Consider the following 26128-nt stretch of genomic DNA (forward strand, 5'->3'; position numbering starts at 1 on the left):
AGTGTGGGGTCTCCCCATGTGAGAGTAGGTCATCGCCAAGCGCCTAATTATCTCATTGAGATGTAACGAAGCCAGCTGAATAAGCTGGCTTTTTTGCGGCTGTAGATTGCTATATTCAACACGCTAAAAATGATTCTATATCAATTATATTGGCTATGCAGAAACAGTTAACGTGAACATAACCAATACAATTGGTATAACTGTCTGAGCTAGAGATTTTACTGAATGGGATTTGGTTCGGTCAGGCATAAGAACGGTGACGAGTTGTTGAGATCGTGCGCCATAGCGCCGCGGATGTCTATTATATCTTTCTGCACCATCAGCGTATGCCGCTAATAACGCTTTTACAGAGCAGTCTTGGCCATCACTCACTAGGTTGTGTCACGCTCAACAGAGGCGTTATAGCGTACTAGTGTGATGTAGCATGCATATAGGGTATTTCATGTTTAATTATTTGAGCAAACATTTCGCCGCTGACTGATTGTGAGTCATCAATCGTGAGTTTGTGTGGGTATTTTACGGCTGTTATAAGTATTGGCGACAAGATAAGCGCACAGGATACAACAAAGTGCGCTTGAATTGATTGAGGCTTACTGGGTGTGTTCTGAATGCTTACGGTGGAGTACTTCAAGTAGTTCATCTTCGAGTTCGAAGCGAGTTTCCATATTATGGGCAAGTTCAGATAAATCTTTATCGAGTTGATATAACACGAGATCGTCTTGGGTTTCCGCATATTTATCGTTGAAGTCTAATGCCGCATTCGTGGTTGGGGTGATCTTTGGCAATACTTGTTGCGCGAGCGTTTTGCTCGATTCGCCATACTCACTACAGGCATTAACGACTCTGTCATAGACTTCAAAATGGCCTTCAGACACATAGTCGACTAATAAGTCACAGAAAGATTTAACGTGTTCGAACGAGGGCAGCGATTTTTCTGATTTACCGTAAGGCGGAAGTCCGGCAATTTGGCAGTAATGCACTAACAGTTTTCGACGGTTTTTTAGCCATTGATCAATAAGCTTATTTGAACCGCCCCATTTCTGTTCTGCTTTTTCGAGTTCTCTCAGCATGATGCATTCCATTTAAGTGCCAGCACATAACTCTAATGTAGGGACAAGTCGCTAATCGATCAACTCTTTTCATGCGAATTTGCGTGAATGACGAAATGGACAAACCAGCTGTTTTGCATCAAAAAATGCAAATAAAAAGCCCAACGATAGAAACCTATCGTTGGGCGAGTAAAGTTTATAGCAGGCTCGATGCGACGAGCTTCTTGATTGTTCTTGCTAGCGCAGACTTTTTATACCAAAGGCTGGGAACCGGCGCAACTTTTTTCTGTCTGAGTGTGACTTCGTTACGAATAAATGAGCAGTATGTTATCTGGATAACATTTTCCGGTTTATGTGGTCAAATCGACGCCAGCGATGGGGAATAGCTCACATAAATTAGCACATAAAGGTTACATTATTCGCGTAAATGCTAAACTACCGACCCAGCGGATCTCAATAAGACTAGGAACCAAGCCCAATGGCAGAATTAAAGAATGATCGTTATTTACGCGCCCTACTAAAAGAGCCAGTCGATGTGACCCCTGTGTGGATGATGCGTCAAGCTGGCCGTTATCTTCCTGAATATAAAGCCACGCGCGCGCAAGCGGGTGACTTTATGTCTTTGTGTAAAAACCACGAGCTTGCCTGTGAAGTTACGCTGCAGCCTCTACGCCGATATGATCTGGATGCGGCGATTCTGTTTTCCGATATTTTAACTGTGCCTGATGCTATGGGTTTAGGTTTGTATTTTGAGGCGGGTGAAGGCCCACGTTTCGAGCGCCCTACAGACACTATCGATGCAATTAAAAAGCTATCAATCCCAGATCCAGAAGATGAGCTTGGCTATGTAATGAAAGCCGTGAGCACTATTCGCCGTGAGCTTAATGGCGCTGTGCCGTTAATTGGCTTTTCTGGCTCGCCATGGACCTTAGCCACTTATATGGTTGAAGGTGGCTCGAGCAAAACCTTCGAAAAAATTAAAAAGATGGCTTACGCTGAGCCAATGGCATTACACATGCTGTTAGACAAGCTAGCTGATTCAGTGATCTTATACCTGAATGCCCAAGTCGCCAACGGCGCACAATCTTTGATGATTTTTGACTCATGGGGCGGCGCGTTATCGCACTCAGCTTATCGTGAGTTCTCTTTGCGTTACATGCAGAAAATTATTGATGGTCTGACACGCTTTGCCGATGGCCGTAAAGTGCCTGTGACGCTGTTTACTAAAGGCGGCGGTTTATGGTTAGAAGCCATGGCAGAAACAGGTTGTGATGCGCTCGGTTTAGATTGGACGGTAGACATTGCCGATGCCCGTCGCCGTGTAGGCCATAAAGTGGCCCTGCAAGGCAACATGGACCCTTCAATGTTGTATGCACCTATTCCACGCATCGAAGAAGAAGTGGGCCATATCCTAGCGGGTTATGGTGAAGGTACTGGTCATGTATTTAACTTAGGCCACGGTATCCATCAGCATGTCGATCCAGAGCATGCTGGCGCCTTTATTAAGGCGGTTCACGAACAATCAAAGCAATACCATAAGTAATTTTCAGATTTGCGAAAACTGGCCCGCTTGCGGGCCAGTTTTATTTCTGACATTTAGAGTTGATAAAATTGAAAATTTCTCGCGCAGCTATCTTTATGGATTTGCCTTTATGGATTAGCGTATGCGGTGGTTTATCTCGTCGGCAAGCTTAATGAGTATTACGTTAAAAAAACAACTTCAATACTCTCTTGTTACACCTGATTTATCGCATAGGGTCTGGATAAAATAAATGTCGTCAGTGTTTATTAATCAATTTAATGTGTTAAATCAAAGCGCTTAAATTGATTTAATTGCATAATAATGTCTACTTTAGCAACGACTAAAGCTAAGTGATGTTTAATACTATTCGCAAATGAGATATGTTGCATGGCGCAGTGAAGGGTTATGCGAAGCCGTCGATCGATTTAGTCAGAATAAGCCGTGGTATGAGATGCACATTGGCAAGAAAATATTGGTATTTATTGCGGGCTTTTGTCTCCCTGCGGTGGTCATTGTCTCCTATTGTCTGGGTTGTTGGTATGACCATCGCGTCGAGCTATTGCGCCAAGACAGCGCTAACCGTGAGCTTGCTAATATCCAGCAGCAGTTTCAAATTGATGTCGACCGCTTAACCTTTCTCACGAATATCTACGCCTTACCTTTGTCTCAGTTAGACGAAGAGCAACTTAAGAAACTAGAATCCTCGTGGCACGATAGCTCAATGTCGGCCAACCTCAGTTGGTATATTTTACGCCAAGGTGAACTGCACACTTTTTTCCCCAATGAAAATCCCTTTGCCTCTGATAAGTTGCATGAAATCGCCAGCGCCATCATCAATGCTAATAAACCCAGTGTAGCAGGCGCTTATTTGATTGGTGACCAGACTTTTGTCATCACTGCCGTGGCCTCTGCGCCTAATGAGTCTGTGCTGCTAGTGCGCCAGTTGACCAATAATGACTTACTAGAGTATGCGCAGGCCTTATTGGTGACTAAGGTGACTATGAGTCACTCTAACGCTGTCACGGCAAGTGTTGAGGGCGTTCATAGTGACACCATTGAAATACCCAGCCTGTTAAAAGACAAACCTGTTTACCTGCAAGTGCAGTTCTCCGAGGGCCCATTCCAAGAGGTGAAATTTAAGCTCGATTGGGTATCGCTTGGGTTTATTCTTTTTGGCGTATTTATCGTTGGCCTTGGCTATATTTGGCTGCGTTCTGGTTTACTTAAACCCTTTAAAAACTTGATGCGACAATTGGCGCTGGTCGATCCTATGTCCAGTGTCTATCAACCTGTCACCAGTGAGGGTAATGAGGAATTAGAAGTGCTTGCCAGCCGCGTTAATAGCTTGCTGGCCAGAATTTATCAGCAGAAAGAGCGCGCGAAAATCACCTTAGAATCTATTGCAGAAGCTGTGATTTTAACCGACGTCGATGCCAAAGTGATTTATATGAATCCGCGGGCCGAGTCGCTTCTGGATGTCGCCAGTTGTTATGCCCTAGATCAGAGCCTCGCGAGCCTGTTAAAGGCTGGCGATCAGTTGAATCAGGCGGTCTTCACTTGTATTCGTCTTGGCGAGTCATCACCACAGGTCGAGAAAATCAAGTTATTGACCGCTACACCGCGGATTATGGAACGTAGCATTAGTAATTTGCGTAATCACGATAAAGTTATTGTCGGCACTGTCGTGGTATTGCGGGATATCACTCAAGAAGAGTTGCTTAAGCGCCAACTCCAAAAAAGAGCCAATTTCGACAGCATTACTGGGTTGCTAAATCGTCAGGCGTTTGATGAACAGCTCCCTCAATTTGCTGCCTCAGCTAAAACCATCGCGGTTTGTTATCTCGATTTAGAGCAATTCAAGTTGATTAACGACAGCTGTGGCCATACTGCAGGCGATCGTATGCTCGCTATGGTGGCTAAGGCTATGCAGGCTTGTCTTGGGCCACAGGAGCTGTTGGCGCGCCTTGGTGGCGATGAGTTCGGTTTAGTGATTTGTAATCGCAGTGCTTTATCTGTGGCGCAATTACTCAAACAAATGATCGCACAAGTCTCGCTGCAAGTGCTGAATGACAAAAACTGTAACTATAAAGTCGGCCTCAGCATAGGTGTCGCCTTTGGTCGTGCGCCCTATATTGATGCACAAGAATTATTGAAAGACGCGGATATTGCCTGCATTGCCGCTAAAGCTAAGGGCGCCAATCAAATTCATTTTTACGATGATAAAGATAAAGAGCTCACTTACCAAAGAAACGCGCCTAAGTGGGCGGTACGTATCGCGCAGGCGATTGAAGAAAACGAGCTAATTCTGTATTACCAACCGATCCGTGGGTTAGGCAGTGGTCCGCAGCGACAACGCATGGAAATCCTGCTGCGAATTCAAGAACCCTGTGGCCGTATTTTGGCGCCTGCGCAGTTTATTGCCGCGGCTGAGCGCTTTAAGCTGATGCCTGACATAGATAAAGAAGTGATCCGCAAAGCCTTTTTATGGTTATCTTTGCACCCGGTGCTTTGGCCTGATCATTGTATTTCGATCAACCTTTCGGGCAATAGTTTAGGCGCCGAAGGTATGGTGGAATATATCGCCCAGCAGCAGCATATTTTTGATATCCCAAGTCAATGTATTTGTTTTGAAATTACTGAAACCACCGCGATCCAAAATCGCAATCGTGGTATGGAAATGTTGAAGCAGTTACGTAAGCTCGGTTTCTCGTTTGCTTTGGATGATTTTGGTAGTGGTTTCGCCTCTTACGGCTATCTGCGTGAATTACCTGTCGATTATGTCAAAATCGATGGCTGTTTTATCAAGAATCTTGCCGTGAACGCTAAAGATTACGCCATCGTTAAATCGATTCAAGATGTATGTCGGGTTATGGGGATTGAAACCGTAGCCGAGTTTGTTGAAAATCAAGATATTATCGACAGATTATTGAGCATCGGCATTAACTACGCGCAAGGTTATGCAATAGGACGTCCACAACCCTTAGCTAATTATCGTGAACAATATGAGATGAGGCTTGCACAACGCGCGTGAAGGATTGCGCTTTTAGCGTGATTATGCCAATTTAGCCAAAGGCGTAATTAACATAGCGATAACAAAGGAATGACTATGGATGGACTCACTGGTAAGGTCGTGATTATCACGGGTGCCTCAGAAGGTATTGGTCGAGCACTCGCTGTGGCAATGGCGCGAATGGGCTGCCAGCTCGTGATCAGTGCACGCAATGAAACACGTCTCGCTTCACTCGCCTTAGAAATCGCTAATTATGGTTTACCTCCCTTTGTATTCGCTGCCGATGTTTCTCGTGCTGAACAGTGCGAAGCCTTAATTGAAGCCACGGTCGCGCATTACGGACATCTCGATATTTTAATTAATAATGCCGGCATGACCATGTGGTCACGGTTCGATGAGCTTACTCAACTGTCTGTACTTGAAGACATTATGCGGGTGAATTATCTTGGGCCTGCGTATTTGACCCATGCCGCTTTACCCCATTTAAAGGCCAGTAAGGGCCAAGTGGTCGTTGTGGCCTCCGTCGCTGGATTAACAGGCGTACCCACTCGTAGCGGTTATGCTGCATCTAAACATGCCGTGATTGGCTTTTTCGATTCACTGCGGATTGAGCTCGCGGACGATAATGTGGCAGTGACGGTAATTTGCCCTGATTTTGTGGTGTCACAAATTCACAAACGCGCCCTTGATGGTGCGGGCAATCCTTTAGGCAAGTCACCGATGCAAGAAGCTAAGATACTGACGGCCGAGCAATGCGCCAATATGATGTTACCTGTGATTGCGACTCGAGGCCGACAATTTATCACTTCACTTCGCGGTCGTTTGGGGCGTTGGCTTAAGCTGATCGCGCCAGGTTTAATCGACAAAATTGCCCGCAGGGCGATCGCCTCCGGGCACTAAAATCTTTGCCACTACAAGCTATTTACCACTCTTATTGAGATGCTTAATGATTGACTGTTCAGCCTCGCTTTGCGTTGCTTTTTCTCCTTGTTTGTCGATAGTGGCAGTGGCCATATGACCTGTCATATCCTCTGCAATATGAAACCAATCTGGATGCCAGTAAAAACTCTTTCCTTCTAGCGTTCCCCAGTTATGCACACCTGATTTTTCGCCTTGATAAATAAGATCTTTTATCGAATAGCCCATATATTTACCTCATTAATTTCATGATTGTTAAAAATATAAGAAGTTAAATGGTGCACGTCATCTGAGCCTAGGTATGTGCTTTAGGTCACATTTTTCAGGTAAAAATAAACCCCGCCAGAGCGAGGTTTATCAGTGGCGTTAGTATCTTAGCGCGATTAAGGCTTAGCGCACTTATGGTTTGGTACACTGGGTTGGCGAACCCACGCCTTTCCACTGTGTAGTGCCATCAGTGAGTGACAGTGGCACAAAGGTTAAACCTTGGCTCATGTTCGCTGGCGGCAAGTCGGTTTCTAGCTCATACATGCCCATGGGCATAGTACCCAAGGTCGCATTAGCGACCGTTTGCGCGGCTGCAAGGATTGAGTAGCGCAGACCCAACATATCAAAGTGGCTACGCCAATCTTTGCCTGTGAGCTGACTCAAAGACACCAGCATAAAGTCGTTGCCGGGGATATCTTTCACGGTTTTGCCGCCGTAGACACTATTGCCGTCAAACGGAAATTGGCTAAAGCCCAGTTTGCTGCGGTTCGCTTCCCAATCACTGGCGTTATTGGCATATTTGCCGAAAATACGACTGTGTTGATACAGCAAGGTAAAGAGATCAAAGCCATTGTTCAGCATGGTGCCGTCACTGAGCGTTATGCCGTGAGCCTTAAGCGCCATTTGGATGTAAAACGCCATGCGATAACCGTTATGCACAGCATAAGCATTACTGGACCAAGGCGCTGTGTATCTGTCTTCACTTGCATCGAGCACCTTACAATTGGCGCCAAACACTACGCGTTTACCACTAGTGTCTGTTGTACCTGCGGCATCGGACATAAACACATAGAAGAGATCTTTGTGGTTCATGTGGCCATCGGTCACTGTGTCTGTATTGCCATCGCGCAGATAATGGGTTTTCCACTTCACTACATAAGGGAAGATATTGTTGGAGTTTTCCCCCGCGCGACTACTATAACCTGCCCAGTTGTCACTATTGTTTGCCGCGGCATATTGCACATTGAGGCGGTTCGTTTGCAGATTATGGCCTAACTCATGGTTATCACCCCAGCCCGTTGGGTCGATATTCCATGCCGCATCCCAAGGATTACCACTACAACCGGCTCCGCACTGGGCATTTTGGTCATAATTGGCGTGTTGAATAATAGTGCGGGTATGCAGACTATTGTCGATACAGTCGTCGCCAAACAGTCCTTTGCAGGCCGCCAGCACATCGGCGGGTAAGGACTCAGTTAAACTCTTACCTTGAATTTTAAGGCCAGCTAAGGTGTAAACGCTGTTGATATGGTCATCGACAATGCTGTTGAGCAGCGCGTTGACATCAGGCACATCGGTACCGATGGCGTTTAAGAAGCGGTCGCGACGTAGATGCTGCTCTGCACCATCGGTGCGCAAGTCCACATGGGGTAATTCGGTATTCTGAATGCGTTCGTTAAAGGCCGCGATTTCAGCTGGATTGGAGAAATCCATAATGGTCGGATGTTTAGCGACATGCTCAGCGTTGACATCAACACTTAACGCGCCATCAACACTCGAAGCATCACCATTGATGTATAGATAAATCGGCCCGCCGTAGGGGGAGGAAAACTCAATACTTTTCCCTTGTGCTAAGCGCAGGCGTTGCTGTGTCAACTCCAATGGGCCGCGATAGATTTTCTGCTCATAGGCGCGGTTAGTGTTACGTCTGTGGTAGTTGAGTTTGATCTCCACATTCGCAGCGCTGCTATCGAGGCGAGTAAATTTGATGGTTTGACCCGGCAGTGCATACCAGCCTGTAGTCGTCCATTGGCCTGCATAGGGCACACTAATGGTTTTACGCTCTGAGACTGTCGCAGGGTAAGCGTAGTGCGCATTGCTGCCCTTGCTGAGGTTAGCTCTGTCGGTGACATATTCACCCAAATCTGGCTGGGCTAAGTTATGGACGCGGGCATAGCTGACGGTCCAATCGGCAAACAGGGCTTGCTGCCATTGTGCGTGCTCGCTGTAGGCTATGGGGTAATCAATCTCGCTGCGATACTTATCGGCGAGTAACAGTCCGGCCTTCATCAAAGGGAAGTCTGCCTTGGTAAACACATCAATTGCGTTGTTATCTAAGGTTTCGGCATTGCTGCGATACCAATCTGCGCCCGCTTTGAACGAGTCAACAAAGGCGGCAGCATTGCAGCTGAGATAATTGCCTGTGCAGTCGTTAAGCACTGAGGTATCGAAGCTTGCTTCATTGAGCTTGCCGAGCAAATTATTTACCTTGGTCAAAGCGGTATCTTCGGCCAAAACATCAGTCACACTGAGGTCGCTGGCATTCAGCTTTGACCAATAATTACCTGAGGTTGAAAGCCCCATTTCAAGATAAAGCGGCGATAGCATTGGGCTTTGATTGCGCCAGTAGTTTGAGAGTAGCAAGGGAATGCCCGCCGCTTTGGCCTTAGCGATAGCAGCTTTAATGCCTGCAAAACCGAGGGACTGACGGTCTATGTCACTAATCACTATCACATCGGGCTTGAGTGTGTCGATACAGTTGCTTAACTCACTGTAGTCACAGGTGTTTGCCGCATTAATGCTATGGGCTGCGGGGTAGTTGTTTGCAAGCCAAGTGCGAATATCTTCGTTATGGGGAAAGTACCAACTGTCGGCTTTGCTCGGCATTTGCGTGGTCACTATACTGAGGCCGTCGGTTTTATCGGCGCCTTTGGTCAGCCAGCCTAAAAGATTTTTCAGCAAAGTATCGGTTTGAGCTGAAGTGTTGACGGAAAAGAGATTTCCTCCCATGGCTGCATATCTTTGCCCCTGTTGCTCGCCTGCCATCACTAACCCGCGAACCGTGCTTGCACCACTGCCATCGACATTCGATGGCAAAACAGTAAAAGTGTTCTCTGGCATAAAGCTCGAAAAGGTAATTGAGTCGTGAGTCGGGTGCCAAGAGATGCTGCTACCGACACCTTGATATAGCTGATTTATATGGGCTTTACGTTCGATGTCGATATTAGCGAGTTCGGCGATGCTGAAATCAATTAACTCACTCGCACTGGCAAGCCTGTGGTCTTGGTGCTTAATGGCATTTTCGGCATTAGTAATGAATGTCGGCGTGATAGTGCAATCTGCCGTTATTGCCGCCGTGGTGTAAGTTAGCGCATTGAGCGTACCACCACAGCCAGTAATGCCCTCAAGCGTAAAGCCAATATCGGCAGTAATGCTAAAAATAGCGCTTTTACCCGACTCCACTTTTTGACTACTTGGATCTAAGGCTCCGCCATTTGCTGACACACTACTAGCAATGTATTGCACCGGCGCGGGAGGTTGGACTGGCGGCTGAGTCGGTGGTGTGGTCGTGCCAGCATCTTCTGAGCCACCACATCCGCTAAGCAGTATGGCGATGGAGGCGCACAGCAGTCTAATCCTCATTGGGAGTCCTTTATATTTAGGTATTTAACATTTGATTGACATTGTATCTCGTCGCTCCAATTTGCAATAGAATTAATTATGTAATTTTATTGAAAATCATGATGTTATATTTGACGCTCGTCAAAATTCAGGCACAAAAAAACCGGCTTCTGGCCGGTTTTTTAACGCGCCTAGCAATTAGTCTTGCTGTTCACGTGCAATCGCGCGGTAGCCAATATCGGTACGGAAATACACATCATCCCAGTGGATTTCATCAACCAATTTATAAGCGGCTTTTTGCGCTTCGGTCACTGTGTTACCCAGTGCAGTGGCGCAGAGTACGCGACCGCCGTTGGTGACTACATGGCCGTCTTTCATCTCAGTGCCAGCATGGAACACTTTGCCATTATTATCGCCAAGGCTTAGACCATCGATCACATCAAATTTGCGATACTCATCTGGGTAACCGCCTGCGGCTAATACTACGCCCACGGCTGCGCGCTCGTCGTATTCAGCTGTCACTTTATCTAATTCGCCACGGGTGGCCGCTAAACACAGTTCCACTAAGTCAGACTTTAAACGCATCATGATTGGCTGAGTTTCTGGATCGCCGAAGCGGCAGTTGTACTCAAGCACTTTGGCACTGCCATCGGGTGATATCATCAAGCCAGCATATAAAAAGCCTGTGTAGACATTACCTTCTGCGGCCATGCCATCAACCGTTGGACGAATCACGTTTGCCACAGTCCAATCGTGTACCGCTTGAGTCACGACAGGTGCTGGCGAGTAAGCGCCCATGCCGCCCGTGTTTGGACCATAGTCGCCGTTATCACGAGCTTTATGATCTTGGCTGGTCGCCATTGGCAGAATGTTTTTGCCATCGACCATTACGATGAAGCTGGCTTCTTCGCCTTTAAGGAATTCTTCAATGACCACGCGTGAACCCGCATCGCCAAACTTGTTACCTGCGAGCATGTCATCAATTGCAGCATCGGCTTCAGCTTGGTTTTGGGCGATAATCACGCCTTTACCTGCGGCTAAACCGTCAGCTTTGATGACCACTGGATAACCTGTTGTGGCCGTTAATTCACGCACGAAGGCTTTAGCGTCGCTGATTTCAGTGCAGTTTTTGTAACCCGCAGTTGGAATATTGTGGCGGGCTAAAAAGTCCTTCGTGAAGGCTTTTGAACCTTCGAGCTGAGCTGCCGCCTTCGTTGGGCCAAAAATCGGTAAACCTGCCGCGTTGAATGCATCAACCACGCCCATCACTAATGGCGCTTCTGGGCCGACTATGGTCAGTTCAATCTTATTGGTTTTCGCAAAATCGAGCAGAGCAGGAATATCGGTGGCGCTGATCGCCAGATTTTCAACATTAGGTTCTAGGGCTGTGCCCGCATTGCCTGGCGCAACATAGACAGTTTCAACTTGAGCCGATTGTGCAGCTTTCCACGCTAGGGCATGTTCGCGACCGCCGCCACCAATAACTAATACTTTCATGTTAAGTCATCCCTTAGAGTTTTATGTTCTGTGTAGGCACACTGTGGTCGAAACCAGAGTGCGGTAAAACAAAGAGTGGTAAAACAAAAAAGCAGCCAGTACTGATTGAGTGCTGGCTGCTTAGTGGCGATTAGTGACGGAAGTGGCGCATGCCCGTCATCACCATGGCCATGCCGTGCTCGTCTGCTGCGGCGATGATTTCTGCATCGCGCATTGAGCCACCCGGTTGGATGATGCAGCTAATGCCCGCAGCCGCTGCGGCATCGATACCGTCACGGAAGGGGAAGAAAGCATCGGATGCCATCACAGAGTTCACTACTTCTAAACCTTCATCGGCGGCCTTGATGCCAGCGATTTTAGCGCTGTAAACGCGGCTCATTTGGCCTGCGCCGACACCGATAGTCATGCCGTCTTTTGCATAAACGATGGCGTTAGATTTAACGAATTTCGCCACTTTCCAGCAGAACATTAAGTCTTTCAGTTCGCTTGCCGTAGGTTGACGTTTAGAAACCACTTTGATGTCTTCTAAGCCGACCATGCCTTGGTCGCGATCTTGCACTAACAAGCCGCCGTTAACGCGTTTGTAGTCTAAGGTTTGGGTCTTAGTGTTCCACTGACCACATTCCAATAAACGCACGTTGGTCTTTTTCGCAACCACATCGCGCGCCGCTTGGCTGACGCTTGGGGCGATAATCACTTCAACGAATTGACGCTCAACGATCGCACTCGCCGTCGCAGCATCTAACTCGCCGTTGAAGGCGATAATGCCACCGAAGGCTGAAGTTGGGTCTGTTTGATAAGCGCGGTTATAGGCATCGAGCAAGTCTTTACCTAAGGCCACACCACATGGGTTAGCGTGTTTAACGATAACGCAGGCGGGTTCGTTGAATTCTTTTACGCACTCAAGAGCGGCGTCGGTATCGGCAATGTTGTTGTAAGACAAGGCTTTGCCTTGCAACTGAATTGCCGTCGCCACAGAGGCTTCATCAATTTTCGTGTCGACATAGAAGGCCGCCGCTTGATGGCTGTTTTCGCCATAGCGTAAGTCTTGCTTCTTCACTAATTGGGTGTTGAACGTGCGTGGGAACTTAGAATCAGCAAAGCATTCGTCCGTGCTGTGTGCTGGAACCATAGTACCGAAGTAGTTGGCGATCATGCCATCGTAACCTGCGGTGTGCTCAAAGGCCGCAATCGCTAAGTCGAAACGCGTCGCATGGGTCGTGCTGCCATTGTTAGCCGTCATTTCTGCCAGTACGCGTGAGTAATCGGCGGCATTAACGACTATGGTGACGTCTTTGTGGTTTTTTGCCGCTGCGCGCACCATAGTTGGGCCGCCAATATCGATATTTTCGATAGCGTCCTCTAAGGTACAACCGGCTTTAGCAACAGTTTCAGCGAAAGGATAAAGGTTAACCGCAACCAGATCGATGGCATTGATATTGTTGTCGGCCATCACGCTTTCATCAAGACCGCGGCGCGCCAAAATGCCGCCGTGCACTTTAGGGTGCAGCGTCTTAACGCGACCGTCCATGATCTCAGGGTGTCCTGTGTAATCAGATACTTCGATAACAGGCACGCCGTTATCCGCTAACAGGCGAGCGGTGCCGCCAGTTGATAACAGTTCCACACCTTGGGCGTGAAGTGCTTTGGCGAACTCGAGAATTCCGGTTTTATCTGAAACGCTTAACAGCGCGCGACGAATGGGTCTGGCATTATTTGCAGCAGTCATTTGGGTACAGGGTCCAGTTATTTTAGTTTCAAGGATCTTTCGGAAAACAGAACAGCCTTAGCGCTGCACCGCTTTCCAAAAGTCCCTTGGTCCTATTTTTACTTTATTAGCTAACTTTTTATCCCTTCATCACGGCGCGCGTATTCTAACGTAAAACTCGATTTACGGGTGTTTTTTCTGCGTGATTTCACAATATTCATATCAGAACAAAGTGACGTGACTCGGCCGACTTTATGTAAAGTATGAATTACCCCTTGACCTTGGAGTAGGCTCCAAGGTTTATACTCGTATTATTGAGTTGTATGCTGGAAACTCCCCCTGAGTTGGGCGCGATTTCGCAAAGGATGAAGACATGTATCGTATTGGTGAACTGGCGGATTTGTGTGAGGTGAAAGCCGACACGTTGAGATTCTACGAGAAGCACGGTCTGCTCGCGCCGTCGAGCCGTACCGAGTCAGGCTATCGAGTGTATACCGAGGCCGATGCCGCGCGACTGCGTTTTATCTTACGGGCGAAGGCCGTGGGTTTTACCCTCAATGAAATCAGTGAATTGCTTTCAATTGAGCTTGATAAATCTAATCGCGTCTGCGCCGATGTGAAGGGTATGGTTGATATTAAATTGGCCCAAGTGCAGGCCAAAATCGCCGAGCTGAATCATTTTCAAACCAGTTTACAAAGTCTGTCCGATGCCTGTTGTGGCGGGCCGCGCAGCGCCGAACATTGCTCGATTTTAGAGGCGTTGGAATCCAGTACTGAGCGGGTACGCGTTGAGCATCATTCTCATGATGGAAATCAGCACAAAGCACATCATAATGAGTCGCACCAGCATACTCACGGCAAAACAATCCATGATGAGTCAGGGAATTAATTATGTTACTGAAGAATTTTATTGATCTGTTTTTAGACTCGGCGCCTTGGTTGTTATTGGGCCTGATCCTGGCTGGGCTATTAAAAGTATTCGTACCAATGGTGTGGATGCAAAAGCAGCTCGGCGGTCACGGTTTTAAAACTGTGGTGAAGGCGGCGCTGCTCGGTGCACCATTACCTTTGTGTTCTTGTGGCGTGATTCCTGCGGCGGTAGGGCTGCGCCGTTCAGGTGCCTCGAAAGCGGCAACCACCTCCTTTTTAGTGTCGACGCCAGAAACAGGCGTCGATTCAATCGCCGTTTCCTACGTGTTACTCGGCCCCTTTATGGCGATCGTCAGACCGATTGCAGCGATTACCAGTGCGATTGTGGCTGGCTTACTCGTTGGCCGCGATGACGATGATGGCAAGCCTGCGGTTAAGTCAGAGTCCAAGTCAGCTAGCGACGTACCCGTGGCTGCCTGCTGTGCGTCGAAATCTGCTACTCAGTCTCAAGCTGTTAAAGCCGAACCGGTTAAAAGCTGTTGCTCATCAACTAAAGAGCCAACTTTAGCGCCTATTAAAGCGGCTGCATCCTGCTGCGGCAATGAAAGTCATACTGATAGTGAGCAGAAGACTGAGCCTAAGAGTGCGATCAAAATGACGCCTATGGCTGCAACGTCTAGCCTAATGACGACTCATGGCGGCAGTGTTGCGAACGTCGGCGTGATAAAAGCTGAGAAAACAGCTTCATGCTGCGCCAGTAATACAGCTGAATCTGTCACCCCTGAGAAAATCCTTGTGGTGAAAAAAGGTGCCTGTTGCGGTACTTCAAATAAAGCCGAGTCTGGAACACATGATCACAGTGCTCACGGCCATGGTTCTCAAACCCAAGGTAAAGCGGATAGCTGCTGCGCCTCGACTCAAGATATGGCGACTGAGTTAAAGTCGCAATCCGTCTTAAGCCGCGTCGGTATTGGTCTTAAATATGCGGCAACGGATTTAGTGCGTGACACTACCTTGTGGCTGCTGGTGGGCTTATTCTTCGCTGCACTGGTACAAACCTATGTCCCAGCAGACTTTTTGGCGCAATGGGGCGACGGTATCTTAGCCATGTTAGTGATGGTGTTGGTCTCTGTGCCTATGTACATCTGCGCGACGGCATCGACACCGATTGCTGCCGGACTATTGCTGGCGGGTGTGTCACCGGGGGCAGTTTTAGTGTTTATGATGGCGGGCCCTGCGACTAATATCGCAACCTTAGGTGTGGTGGCTAAAGAGTTAGGCAAACGTGCGTTGTGGGGATACCTGGGCGGCGTGATTGGCGTGGCCTTAGTCGCGGGCATATTGGTCAATTATCTGGTGGATAGCTTTGGCTTTGTGGTGATGCCACAGATTGGTGAGCAGCACCAAATGTTACCTCAGTGGCTAGTGGCAACCTCTGGCATAGTACTGGCGTTACTCATGGCGAAAGTAGTGTTTGAAAAGATCCCTAGAAGCTGGATCCGCCGCAACGATTGCTGTTCTTAATTGGCTCATACTCCGCTCAGTATTATCGAGTAAATAAAAATCCCAGTGTTAGGGCTAACACTGGGATTTTTTATTGTCGATTTATGTTTTGCTCGTGCTAAACCTAAGCTTAGTTGCCTTTTTTCACATCGATAAAGGGCAGGGTGCCTGTCGGCAGCATGGTTGTCGGTAGTTTGCCGTCCCACTTTTCCGCTTTGGTTAATTCAACTAAGTTTTGATTTTGTGCCAGCGCTTCGGCGCGGCTCTTAATTGCAGAGGCTTCTGCATCACCTTTGATACGAATACTTTCGGCTTCAGCCTTAGCGCGGGCTAATTGCGAGTCGGCCTGTGCTTGCGCTTGGGTGACGGCGATTTGCGCGCTGACGCGTTCTTTCTCTAGATTCTGCAGTTGAGTTTGCACTTCTACTTCGGCGCGCATTCTGTCTTCGACGGATTTTTCATAGGCGTTGGAAAAGTCGATATTCTCAATCTGCACTGAGTTGATTTCCACCGGACCTTTGATCGAGTTAGTGATCGCGCTGGTCACATCAATACCGAATTTGATCCGCTCTTGCACCACAGAAATCGCCGTGTATTTACCGAAGATGTTTTCAACCTGAGTCGGCACTTGCCTGTCGAGCAGACGCGTGACCATGGCATCGATACTTTTGAAGTTAGCATACACTTCTTCGACGCGGTCTGGCGGTACGCTAAAAGTCACCGATGCGTTAAGTGTCGCGGGTTGTTGATCGCGGCTATAGGCTTGCAGCGAGGTATAACTGGTTGTGTGCGTTTGGGTTGAAATCTTCACCACAGTGTCTATCAGTGGGATTTTAAAACCAAGCCCAGGTTCTGCAGTACCAATAACTTTACCGTTGCGCAGCAGTACGCCACGTTCACCTTGGTCAACCGTATACCAACTGCCAAATAAAGAAATAAAGAGGATTAACAGAATAACGATGGGGATAATCTTGCTGAGGCCGATTGAGCTCGGTAGATTGAGTTCATTTTTAATCATTTAGCTTCCTTTGCTGGTAACAGTATCGATAAAACGTGAGTCAGGCGTGGTGCTCGATTAGCCTTCAACTAGGTGGCTAAGTGAGCTGTGTTTTAAAAAGCAATGTAACTGAATGGTGAAGTGGTGGCAACAATTCGATAACTGTCGGAATGACGTGACATGCGATGTATTTGCTGCGCCTTAGTGATGGAATTCAGTAACCAGCTCTAGACTGTTTGTAGGTATGACTTTGTAGGAATGATTGAATGAACAACACTGAAATGATCACTGGAAATTGTTCTGCTATAACAGCTTAGGCTGTGAAGGAGGCTATCTCAGCTAAGGTTAACTCGCGCCATTCTCCAACGTCCACATCTAAGGTAACTGCGCCAATTTGTGCCCTGTGCAGGGCAACCACTTTATTGCCCACGGCAGCGAACATCCTTTTAACTTGATGAAACTTGCCTTCGGTGAGTGTGAGTAGCACGGTTTTTTCATCCACTTGCTGCAGTGTTGCCGGTAGAGTGAGGGCCGTTTCACCCTGTAATTGCAGCCCTGCGGCAAACGTTGCGGCTATGGCTGCAGTCGCCTCGCTGTCGAGTGGATCTCGTAGTGTTACACGATAGACTTTTTCGCACTGATATTGAGGCGAGATAATATTAAACGACCAGCGGCCATCGTCTGTGAGTAGCACTAAGCCTGTGGTGTCGGCATCTAAGCGACCAACGATGTGCAGGTCAAATGCGTGCTCGATATCGAGCAGATGAAACAGCGAAGGGTAGGCGCCATCTACATTCGAACACAAGGTATCGGCGGGTTTGTGCAGCATGAAATAGCGGGATGGACGTGGCGCTAGCGGCTTCCCATTAAAGCAGACGGCATTATTTTCATGCACTTGCATCGCGCAGTCTGTCGCGATAGCGCCATTGACTGTGACTGAGCCGTTAATAATGGCGACACTTGCTGCATCACGATCAAGATCTGTGCTTTTACAGAGGAATTTATCGAGGCGCATAGTGAAAAATCTCAGGCAGAGCAGTGAGCACGGGTGTTCGAGTAAGCAGCATTATCGCGACTCAGGGAAGATAAGCAACTGCTCTGTATAAATGTTAAAACTAAGCGTGTTGATTTTATTATATTTTCTAGCTTAATGACCTTTGAGGATCATCTTGCTGCTCTTTTTGTGTTGATTTTAGCGCAGGTGTTTCTATTTGAGCCACTCGATGAACATGCGGTTCATTAAGTGGCGGCTTATTGAGTGCCTGCCTATTAAGTGCCTGTCTATTAAGTCGCTTCTAATTAAGTGGCTGTCTATTTAAGTAGCTGTGCAAGGTGTTTTATGGGGGCTTTTAAGGCGAAGAAAAACTGGGCTTAGTGTTAATAAGTAATTGAGCAAAAATGTAAATACTGCTCAGAATACAGCATATGCCTAAATAAATGAGTAAGCCGAACTCCGTTTGGCCAAAGCTGCTGGCAACTAATGGCCCTATCACTGACCCCACCGAATAGCTCAGCAGCATCACTTGCGCCACTGAAACCATTTGGCTAGCAGGCAAGTTGTCACAAGCAAGACTGATTGCAATCGGGTAAAGGGCAAAAGCGCTGGCGCCAAGCAATAGAAATCCAATAATCAGCGTCATACTTGAATGCTGACTGAGTAGCAATAATGCCGCGACGCCCAGTAGGCTAAAGCTCACTATCAAGCCACTTTTGTTAAATATAGGAGATAAATAACTGACTAAAGGTTGTACTAGCATGCCACCCACTATGATGAGGGCCATAAATTGTCCTGTTTGCTGATCAAGCCCCATATCTAATGCCACATAAATGGGCAGTAAACCATAGATAGGGCCGAGCAATAATCCAGAGACTAAACATCCCATAATGGCAGGCTGACTTAGGTTTTTTAGCGCAGACAATGACATTGACTGTTGTTCGCTTACCTGAGGTTGACCGCGTTTTACCAATAACGCAGGTAAACTTGCCGCGGCTAATAATCCCATGACCACTAAGTAAGGTAGATTGCCCTTTGTACCTAAATAATCTATGGCTAATTGTCCTATGGCAGTACCGCCATAAAGCGCTGTCATGTAAAGCCCAAGCCGCTTAGCGCGTTGCTTTTGGGTATCGGCCATTAATAGCCATGATTCAACCACCACAAAAATCCCTGCAACCGCAAATCCCGCGACGAGTCGAGAAGCTAACCAGACGCCACTTTTGGGGATTAATATCATAGCGACAACGCTGCAAAGCAGGATATTCAAAAAAAGGATAAAAGCTTTACTGTGACCGATACGGGAAACAATGGGAGCAATACAAGGCGCTCCGAGCAGCAAACCTAAATAAAAAATACTGGCAAGTAATGGGGCAAGTGAAGTGCTGAGTTCGAAAAAAGTGAGTGACAGTGGGATTAAGCTCATCAAGTAGCCAGATGCCAAAGCAAACAAACTTAACCCTGCTACGGGGACGAAAAGACTGGGCTTTTGAGCCGACTGAGTTAAGGCAATTTTTTCCACGGGCGGTTCCGAAAACAGACAAATATTATACGCTAGGCAGGGTTGCGGTCGCGACTTTAGGCTGGATCGCTGACAGGGTAAAGTGAGTTAGATTGACTGTGGTGGTGAATAATATTTGTGTTTATTATTCATGTAGATATTGGGTTTTCTATGTTGCTTTGTTGCAATGGGTTTGTGTTGAACGCGTGGTTTCACTGCATCGCTGTTTTAGTGCCCGTTCAACGAGAGCTATATTCGATTTAGCGCCAAACACATTCAACTTAGTGCCAAATTTGGAGGCTCATACCGAATCCTACAAATAATAAGAAGGTATGATGAATTGGCTGTTTATCACCTTGGTAGAAAGCGTGGCGTGATCTATATCGCAGTTTTAAACATTAATAAAATTACAGCATGGGTAAGGTTTTGTTCGATCTTTGCTCGTTTGAAAATTAAAAACAAAGGTGTCGATCAGAATTTGGTGATTATTGTCGCGAATCGGCTATTTCTGCGCGCTGTCTCAGCAATAAATGTTGTTGCTGGGTGATAAAATTACAAAATAAACCGCTTTGCCAAGTGTGATCTATGCCCTAAATTTGCGTCAAAATAAAATGGTATTAAGGTTGTAACCATGTCATCAACAGATTCAAGCACTGTTCCACCTAACAAAGCTCCGGTCAGCGAGGGGCTCGATAAAAAGAAAATGCTGATCCTAGCGGCGGATATTGTGCTGTTATTTGCACTCTATTACGGCTTACCTTTCGAACAAGGGGTGAATACGGGTCTGGCGATTCTGGTTTTCGCTGGCATTCTTTGGTTGACCGAAGCAATTCACATCAGTATCACTGCGATTCTCGTGCCTATACTCGCGGTATTCTTTGGGGTGTTTGAAACCAAAGAAGCAATGAGTAGCTTTGCAAATCCTATCATCTATTTATTCTTCGGTGGCTTCGTACTGGCTGCGGCCTTACACCATCAAAAGATTGATACCTTAATCGCCCAAAAGTTGTTGTTAGCCTCTAAGGGCAAACTCAGTATCGCTTGCTTTATGCTGTTCGGGGTGACAGCACTGCTCTCTATGTGGATCAGCAATACCGCCACCACGGCGATGATGCTGCCATTGGCACTCGGGATTTTGCAGCAACTAGACCGCGAAAAATACCACAGTACTTATGTGTTTTTACTGCTCGGGATTGCCTATTCGGCCAACATCGGCGGTATCGGTACTTTAGTGGGCAGCCCACCGAATGCGATTGCTGCGGCGCAAGTTGGCTTGAGTTTTAGTGATTGGCTCAAGTTTGGTATTCCGACCGTTATCCTCATGTTGCCATTAATGTTGATTGCCTTGTATTGGTATTTTAAGCCGGATCTTTCTGCCAAGTTCGATGTGCAAGTTGAAGCGCAGAAGCTGACGTTCCAAGGTAAATTCACCCTGCTTATCTTCCTCGCGACAGTATGTTGCTGGATTTTCAGTGTGCCATTAGCTAAAGCATTAGGTGGCATTACTCAGTTCGATACCATAGTAGCGTTAGGCGCGGTTGTTTTGCTCGCGGGCTTAGGCTTAGTTGGCTGGAAGAAGATTGAATCGACCACAGATTGGGGTGTACTAATACTGTTTGGCGGCGGTTTAACGCTAAGCGCGGTACTGAAAACCACAGGCACCAGCGTGTTTTTAGCCCACTGGATGACAGATATTTTCGGCAGTACGCACATGTCGTTGTTCGTCTTTGCAGTGATTGCCTTTGTGGTGATGCTGACCGAGTTTGCCAGTAACACCGCCAGCGCCGCACTGTTAGTGCCTGTATTTGCTGCAATTGCCGAGGCATTAGGCGTATCGCCTGTGATGTTATCTGTGCTGATTGGTATTGCCGCATCCTGCGCCTTTATGCTGCCAGTGGCGACGCCGCCCAATGCGATCGTTTATGGTTCTGGCCATATCAAGCAATCGGAAATGGTGCGAGTAGGTATGATCATCAACTTTATCAGCATGATAGTGCTAGGCATTATCGCCCATGTTTTTTGGGATATCTGATGTCAGTAGATTGAGATCCACGTAAAACAAAATACCCAGCGAGTCTGGGTATTTTTATGGGAGCGAAATAGTTATCTGCGGTTAACTATGGCTTTTTAACCATTGATTTAAGGCTGACTGAGGTAAAGCGCCCGCTTGCTGCGCGAGTATTTTCCCTTGCTTGAAAATCATAAGAGTGGGAATCGAGCGAATATTAAATTGCGCTGCGAGGGCCTGCTGTTCTTCAGTATTGATTTTACCGAAGCGAAATTGCGGCTCCCACGTCTTAGCCGCCGCGGAAAATACCGGGGCAAAACTTTTACAGGGGCCACACCAGCTGGCCCAAAAATCAACGACTAGGGGAAGCTCAGATTTATTGGCATGGTTGGCAAAGTTTGCGCTAGTGAGTTCAATCGGCGCAGCCGTAAAGACACTGAGCTTACATTTACCGCAAGTGGGTTGCTGGTTGACACGCTCATCGGGAACGCGGTTTAACGTATCGCAATGGGGGCAGGCAATAATCATGGCAAAGCTCCAAAATAAAATGTCTATACGGCTAATATATTGGGTTAACGGACGGTTATTTAAAGGGGGAGTGATGATGTTATCGCCCATGGTGACCTTATTCTCAAGAATAAAGCAGTGAACCGAGCCGCAGAAATGTGGCAATAGCGCCGACAAGCGTGGTCGTCGGTGATAAAATCCTGCACAAAGTTGAATATCGCGCCATTTATTAAGTACGAAAAGAAAAGAGAGTGAAGAAATGACGGAATTAGAAGTAATCGATCTGCAAGTGGGCGAAGGAAAAGAAGCGGTAAAAGGCGCGCTGATCACCACCCAATACCGTGGTTTTTTGCAGGATGGCACCCAATTCGATTCATCCTATGATCGCGGTCAGGCATTTCAATGTGTGATTGGCACTGGCCGTGTGATTAAAGGCTGGGACCAAGGCATTATGGGGATGAAAGTCGGTGGTAAACGTAAGTTATTAGTGCCAGCTCATTTAGCCTATGGCGAGCGCCAAGTCGGTGCGCATATTAAACCAAATTCAGATCTCACCTTTGAAATCGAATTGCTTGAAGTGTTGACGCGCGACTAAGCGTGGCATGATAGCGATAGTCTGTGTAAGCTCGATTGAGCCAGCATGATTCTGGCTCATCTTGCACTCCTCGCGATCTTGCTTCGGCATTGAGTGTTTTACACTGGACAAGATTTCCCGCTTTAATGAAAGAGATTTTTCGTGGCATCGGATACGGCAGCAGAACACATCAAGCAACTTCAGGCTGAAATTGCTCAGCTCAAACGCGAAAACGCTCAGTTAACGGCGTTGAATCGTCGTGCCGAAGAAAAACTGTTTGCCGCCCTCGATGGCAATGGTTTGTGCCTGTGGGAACAGCATATTCCAAGTGGGAATTTAACCATTTTCAATATGCGCTGGGGCGAAATGCTCGGTTTTAGTCCTGAAGAATTAGCCGCCCACGTTGATATCTGGAAAAGTAAGTTACACCCAGAAGATAAAGCATGGGTGATAAAAGCCTTTGATGATCATGTCAGTGGCAAGTCCGATTACTATCAGGCAGTACACAGAATGCTGCATAAAGATGGCAGCGTCAATTGGGTGTCTGACCGTGGGCGCATTGTTGAGCGTTTTGCCGATGGCACGCCGCTGCGGATGATGGGCAGTCATATCGATATCACCCAAGAAAAACGCTACGAACTGGATTTAGCACTGTTAGCGCACAGCGACCCCCTCACTAACTTAATGAATCGCCAAGCCATAGCCAAAGCGTTCGATGAGTGTTTGCAATCCGAGATGCGCGGCGCATTATTCTTTATCGATCTGGATGGTTTTAAAGCCTTAAATGACCGTCACGGCCATAAGTTTGGCGACAATTTATTGGTGCATGTGGCGCATACATTAGTGTCTCATTCGGGTGAGTTAGCGAAGATCGCTCGACTAGGTGGCGATGAGTTTGTGATCATACTGCCGTCCTCGGATATTGAATCTTTAGGTATGCTCGCACAATCCTTGCTCGATGTTTATCGACAGGGCTTTTTGCTTGAAGGTTGTGATGTGGAGATAGGCCTGAGTATCGGTATCGATATATTTAGCTATGGTGATAGTTTTGCCAAAAGCTGCGATCGCGCGGATGCTGCTATGTACCGCGTGAAACACCAAGGGAAAAATGGTTATCGCTTTTACCAGCAAGCTGATGATTGCTAACCCTTAACCCGCCCGTCATTTACTCGTTTAGCGAACATCAATAGGCGCGACATTTGCCTGTTCACAACCCCACACCTCAACGGCGGCATCTTGCTTGTTCGGCTGACCAATCCAATGACTCATGGCTTGGCATTGCACCTTGCCAGAGGCCTGCGCAAAACAAACATCAAAATCTCCCGCTTCGGGTGTGCGACCTAAACGTAATTTAGGCAGAATAGGGAGCTTAGGCCGATAATGCCAGCTGCCATTTTTAAGATAGGCATCATCTGGGATGTCCATGCCTGCCCCCGTGCCTTTTACTCTCGCTTCGACCAGCACTAAGCCTTGAGGCGTGACGTGATAGTCTTCCTCCCAGCGGATTTTCTCTATGGTGTGGTTCCATGCCAAGGTGAAGTGCTCTGTGGGCACTTGCGCCCACAGGGTACCTGCTAGGCCTAAACATAGGCCTAGCATAGCCTTACCTTAGACATGTTAACGACGGCTAATCCCAAGGGGCTATCCTTGCTCTGCCAGACGTTTGAGTTTGCGCGCGCGCCAACTGTGCTGCACGATAAACAACAGCGCGAGTCCAAAGCCGATTTCATCGCTCAATGGCGTCGCAAGGATCAAACTTGCCCCCGCAAGGAAGCCGATAACGCGTTCCCACCAATAGAGTTTTTGTAGTAGATATCCGGTAAAGATCACGCCCCAAATACCAATACCAACCGTTGCCTTCAGCACCACAAAGCCCGTCGCTAATAAGCTATCACCTTGGAGCATCAAGGCTGGATCGTAAACCGCCATAAAGGGGATCACAAAACCTGCAATGGCGATCCGAATCGCCCAGAGACTGATCTTAAGTCCGGATTCCTTCGCAATCGGCGCTGCGGCAAAGCAGGCCAAGGCAACAGGCGGCGTTAGATCGGCCATGATGCCGAAATAGAACACAAACATGTGCGACACAATCAAGGGCACGCCTAAGTCAAGCAATGCGGGCGCGGCTATTGAGCTGGTAATAATGTAGTTAGGAATCGTCGGGATCCCCATGCCGAGCACTAGGCAAGTGATCATAGTCAACACGAGTGACAAGAACAGGTTGTCTTGGCCAACGGCGAGAATGTAGCTTGCGAAGGTTGAGGCAATCCCTGTGAGTGACACTATGCCGATAATCACGCCCACTAAGGCGCAGGCAATACCCACAGGCACAGCATGACGCGCGCCTTCAACCAATGCGTGCAAGCAAACTGTGAGGGTTTCTTTGCCGCCCTTAATAAACCAACAAATAGCGACTAGCAGGGCGATAACCCCAAACACGACTCCGATCCCGAGTTGGAAGAAGCCAGCACACAACACCCCAAGGGCAATCCAAAAGGCAATCCGCATCGCCATTGATGACAACCGCAGGACGATGGCCGAGCCTAAGATCACTATCGAGGTGAGGGCTAAACCAACCATGCCAGAGAACAGCGGCGTTCTGCCCGAAAACAGCAAGTAGACCAAAATAAACAAGGGGATAAGGAGATACCAACGTTCTTTAATCGCCGCCCAAGGATCGGGACATTGATCTTTGGGCAGGCCACAAAGATTGGCGCGTTTGGCTTCTAAGTGCACCATCCAGAATACTGAGCAGAAATAAAGCAGTGCGGGGATCAATGCCGCTTTGGCGATCTCGATAAAGGGCACGTTAATGGTTTCGGCCATGATAAAGGCCACGGCGCCCATGATCGGCGGCATGATCTGGCTGCCCATACTCGATGTCGCTTCTACGCCACCGGCGAAGGCGGAGCGATAGCCAAATCGCTTCATCAATGGAATGGTAAATTGGCCTGTGGTGACGACGTTGGCCACACCTGAGCCGGTAATCGTTCCCATCAGCGCCGATGATACTACAGCGACTTTAGCAGGGCCGCCAAGCTTGTGGCCGAATAATCCCATGGCAAAGTCGGTAAATAAACGGATCATCCCGGCTTGTTCTAGAAAGGAACCGAAAAGAATAAACAGGAAAATATACGTCGCCGACACATAGGTTGGTGTGCCGTACAAGCCTTCGGTGCCGAAGGCTAATTGGTTGATGATTTGATCGAAGCCATAGCCGCGGTGCATCAAATCGCCGGGTAGGTATTGACCCAATAAGCCATAGGCTAAAAAGATGCCGCAGATAATAGGTAGTGCCCAGCCCATGACTCGGCGCGCCGCTTCAAATACCAATACGATCAAAGTGATACCTATCACCATGTCCGCATCGGTCAGCTCGCCAGAACGTTGAATTAAGTCGGCTTCGAAATACCACTGATAAGCCGCCGTTGCCATGCCCGCTAAACCGAGTAGCCAAGCGAGCGGTTGCCAAGGTTGTGATTTACCTCTGGCGGGATAACTCAAAAACACCACGAGCAGCAAAAAGCCAATATGGGTGGCGCGCAGCACTTGAGTCGACACGGGATGAAAAGCGGCAGTGATGATTTGAAAAATAGAAAAAATTAAGGCGGTATAGAACAGCGCCTTGGGCCAATCGCCAGTATTAGCGCTGAGACCTTGTTGGGGATCACTCATATTATGCCTCACAGCATTAGACTACAGAGGGCGATATATACCCAAGCTACCTCAATATACGAGTTTCAGATCCGCATCAATTCAAGGCGCATCAATGACTGAATTCTACCGTTTGAGGCTGTTTGAATATAAAAGATGCCGTTATTCAACGGCATCTCGATCGCTTAGTTTGGAATAGGGTGCACA

Annotated in this window: 19 protein-coding genes; 8 read left to right on the forward strand and 11 right to left on the reverse strand. The window is 47.7% G+C overall.

Annotation, left to right across the window (positions count from 1 at the left end):
* Positions 1-590: 590 nt before the first annotated feature.
* Positions 591-1070 carry an Rsd/AlgQ family anti-sigma factor gene (locus BM607_RS21000; protein WP_006079903.1) on the reverse strand — a complete coding sequence of 160 codons (480 nt, stop codon included), beginning with the start codon at positions 1068-1070 and terminating at the stop codon, positions 591-593.
* A gap of 457 nt (positions 1071-1527) precedes the next feature.
* On the opposite strand from BM607_RS21000, the gene hemE reads away from it, so the two are divergent.
* The 3 genes from hemE (at position 1528) to BM607_RS21020 (ending at position 6481) form a co-directional block, all read left to right on the forward strand.
* The gene (gene hemE / locus BM607_RS21010; RefSeq protein WP_071940045.1) at positions 1528-2592 is read left to right on the forward strand and encodes a uroporphyrinogen decarboxylase; all 1065 of its coding nucleotides are present in this window, start codon (positions 1528-1530) and stop codon (positions 2590-2592) included.
* 430 nt (positions 2593-3022) lie between these two features.
* The gene (locus BM607_RS21015) at positions 3023-5602 is read left to right on the forward strand and encodes an EAL domain-containing protein (protein WP_071940044.1); all 2580 of its coding nucleotides are present in this window, start codon (positions 3023-3025) and stop codon (positions 5600-5602) included.
* Positions 5603-5677: 75 nt separating this feature from the next.
* Positions 5678-6481 carry an SDR family oxidoreductase gene (locus BM607_RS21020; RefSeq protein ID WP_012090367.1) on the forward strand — a complete coding sequence of 268 codons (804 nt, stop codon included), beginning with the start codon at positions 5678-5680 and terminating at the stop codon, positions 6479-6481.
* A gap of 18 nt (positions 6482-6499) precedes the next feature.
* On the opposite strand, the gene BM607_RS21025 is transcribed toward BM607_RS21020, so the two are convergent.
* The 4 genes from BM607_RS21025 to purH all read right to left on the reverse strand — a co-directional run bounded on the left by BM607_RS21025 (position 6500) and on the right by purH (position 13334).
* The gene (locus BM607_RS21025; protein WP_006079908.1) at positions 6500-6727 is read right to left on the reverse strand and encodes a hypothetical protein; all 228 of its coding nucleotides are present in this window, start codon (positions 6725-6727) and stop codon (positions 6500-6502) included.
* Between the two features lie 171 nt (positions 6728-6898).
* Positions 6899-10129: an ImpA family metalloprotease gene (locus tag BM607_RS21030; protein WP_071940043.1), complete on the reverse strand. Its 3231-nt coding sequence runs from the start codon at positions 10127-10129 to the stop codon at positions 6899-6901.
* A 177-nt stretch (positions 10130-10306) separates the two neighbouring features.
* Positions 10307-11605 (reverse strand): phosphoribosylamine--glycine ligase, encoded by a 1299-nt coding sequence (gene purD / locus BM607_RS21035; protein WP_071940042.1) that lies wholly within the window; start codon positions 11603-11605, stop codon positions 10307-10309.
* A 130-nt stretch (positions 11606-11735) separates the two neighbouring features.
* The gene (gene purH / locus BM607_RS21040) at positions 11736-13334 is read right to left on the reverse strand and encodes a bifunctional phosphoribosylaminoimidazolecarboxamide formyltransferase/IMP cyclohydrolase (RefSeq protein WP_071940041.1); all 1599 of its coding nucleotides are present in this window, start codon (positions 13332-13334) and stop codon (positions 11736-11738) included.
* Between the two features lie 352 nt (positions 13335-13686).
* Here purH and zntR point away from each other — a divergent pair, with 352 nt between their 5' ends.
* The gene (gene zntR / locus BM607_RS21045; RefSeq protein ID WP_012588694.1) at positions 13687-14202 is read left to right on the forward strand and encodes a Zn(2+)-responsive transcriptional regulator; all 516 of its coding nucleotides are present in this window, start codon (positions 13687-13689) and stop codon (positions 14200-14202) included.
* A 2-nt stretch (positions 14203-14204) separates the two neighbouring features.
* A complete protein-coding gene (locus BM607_RS21050; protein WP_071940040.1) occupies positions 14205-15707 on the forward strand; it encodes an SO_0444 family Cu/Zn efflux transporter in 1503 nt (500 codons plus the stop codon).
* A gap of 109 nt (positions 15708-15816) precedes the next feature.
* Here BM607_RS21050 and BM607_RS21055 read toward each other — a convergent pair whose 3' ends face one another.
* The 3 genes from BM607_RS21055 to BM607_RS21065 form a co-directional block, all read right to left on the reverse strand.
* Positions 15817-16704, reverse strand: coding sequence for an SPFH domain-containing protein (locus BM607_RS21055; RefSeq protein ID WP_006079914.1), 888 nt, complete (start codon positions 16702-16704; stop codon positions 15817-15819).
* 292 nt (positions 16705-16996) lie between these two features.
* Entirely contained in the window at positions 16997-17698 is a 702-nt protein-coding gene (locus tag BM607_RS21060) for a pseudouridine synthase (RefSeq protein WP_071940039.1), read from the reverse strand.
* Between the two features lie 334 nt (positions 17699-18032).
* The gene (locus BM607_RS21065) at positions 18033-19199 is read right to left on the reverse strand and encodes an MFS transporter (protein ID WP_006084339.1); all 1167 of its coding nucleotides are present in this window, start codon (positions 19197-19199) and stop codon (positions 18033-18035) included.
* Positions 19200-19809: 610 nt separating this feature from the next.
* Between BM607_RS21065 and BM607_RS21075 the strand changes: the two genes are divergently transcribed.
* Positions 19810-21210 (forward strand): DASS family sodium-coupled anion symporter, encoded by a 1401-nt coding sequence (locus BM607_RS21075; protein ID WP_071940038.1) that lies wholly within the window; start codon positions 19810-19812, stop codon positions 21208-21210.
* Between the two features lie 81 nt (positions 21211-21291).
* Here BM607_RS21075 and trxC read toward each other — a convergent pair whose 3' ends face one another.
* On the reverse strand, positions 21292-21714 hold the full coding sequence (gene trxC, locus BM607_RS21080; protein ID WP_086010705.1) for a thioredoxin TrxC: 423 nt from the start codon (positions 21712-21714) through the stop codon (positions 21292-21294).
* 238 nt (positions 21715-21952) lie between these two features.
* Between trxC and BM607_RS21085 the strand changes: the two genes are divergently transcribed.
* Both BM607_RS21085 and BM607_RS21090 read left to right on the forward strand, forming a co-directional pair.
* A complete protein-coding gene (locus BM607_RS21085) occupies positions 21953-22288 on the forward strand; it encodes an FKBP-type peptidyl-prolyl cis-trans isomerase (RefSeq protein WP_011845636.1) in 336 nt (111 codons plus the stop codon).
* Between the two features lie 141 nt (positions 22289-22429).
* Complete coding sequence (locus tag BM607_RS21090) at positions 22430-23413, forward strand: diguanylate cyclase (protein WP_071940036.1); 984 nt, start codon at positions 22430-22432, stop codon at positions 23411-23413.
* A 27-nt stretch (positions 23414-23440) separates the two neighbouring features.
* Here BM607_RS21090 and BM607_RS21095 read toward each other — a convergent pair whose 3' ends face one another.
* Positions 23441-23866 (reverse strand): DUF1850 domain-containing protein, encoded by a 426-nt coding sequence (locus BM607_RS21095; RefSeq protein ID WP_006079921.1) that lies wholly within the window; start codon positions 23864-23866, stop codon positions 23441-23443.
* 42 nt (positions 23867-23908) lie between these two features.
* Positions 23909-25942, reverse strand: coding sequence for a TRAP transporter permease (locus BM607_RS21100; RefSeq protein WP_006079922.1), 2034 nt, complete (start codon positions 25940-25942; stop codon positions 23909-23911).
* Between the last annotated feature and the right edge of the window lie 186 nt (positions 25943-26128).

This window comes from Shewanella sp. SACH (assembly GCF_001887095.2).
In the GTDB taxonomy this organism is placed as follows: Bacteria; Pseudomonadota; Gammaproteobacteria; order Enterobacterales; family Shewanellaceae; genus Shewanella; species Shewanella baltica.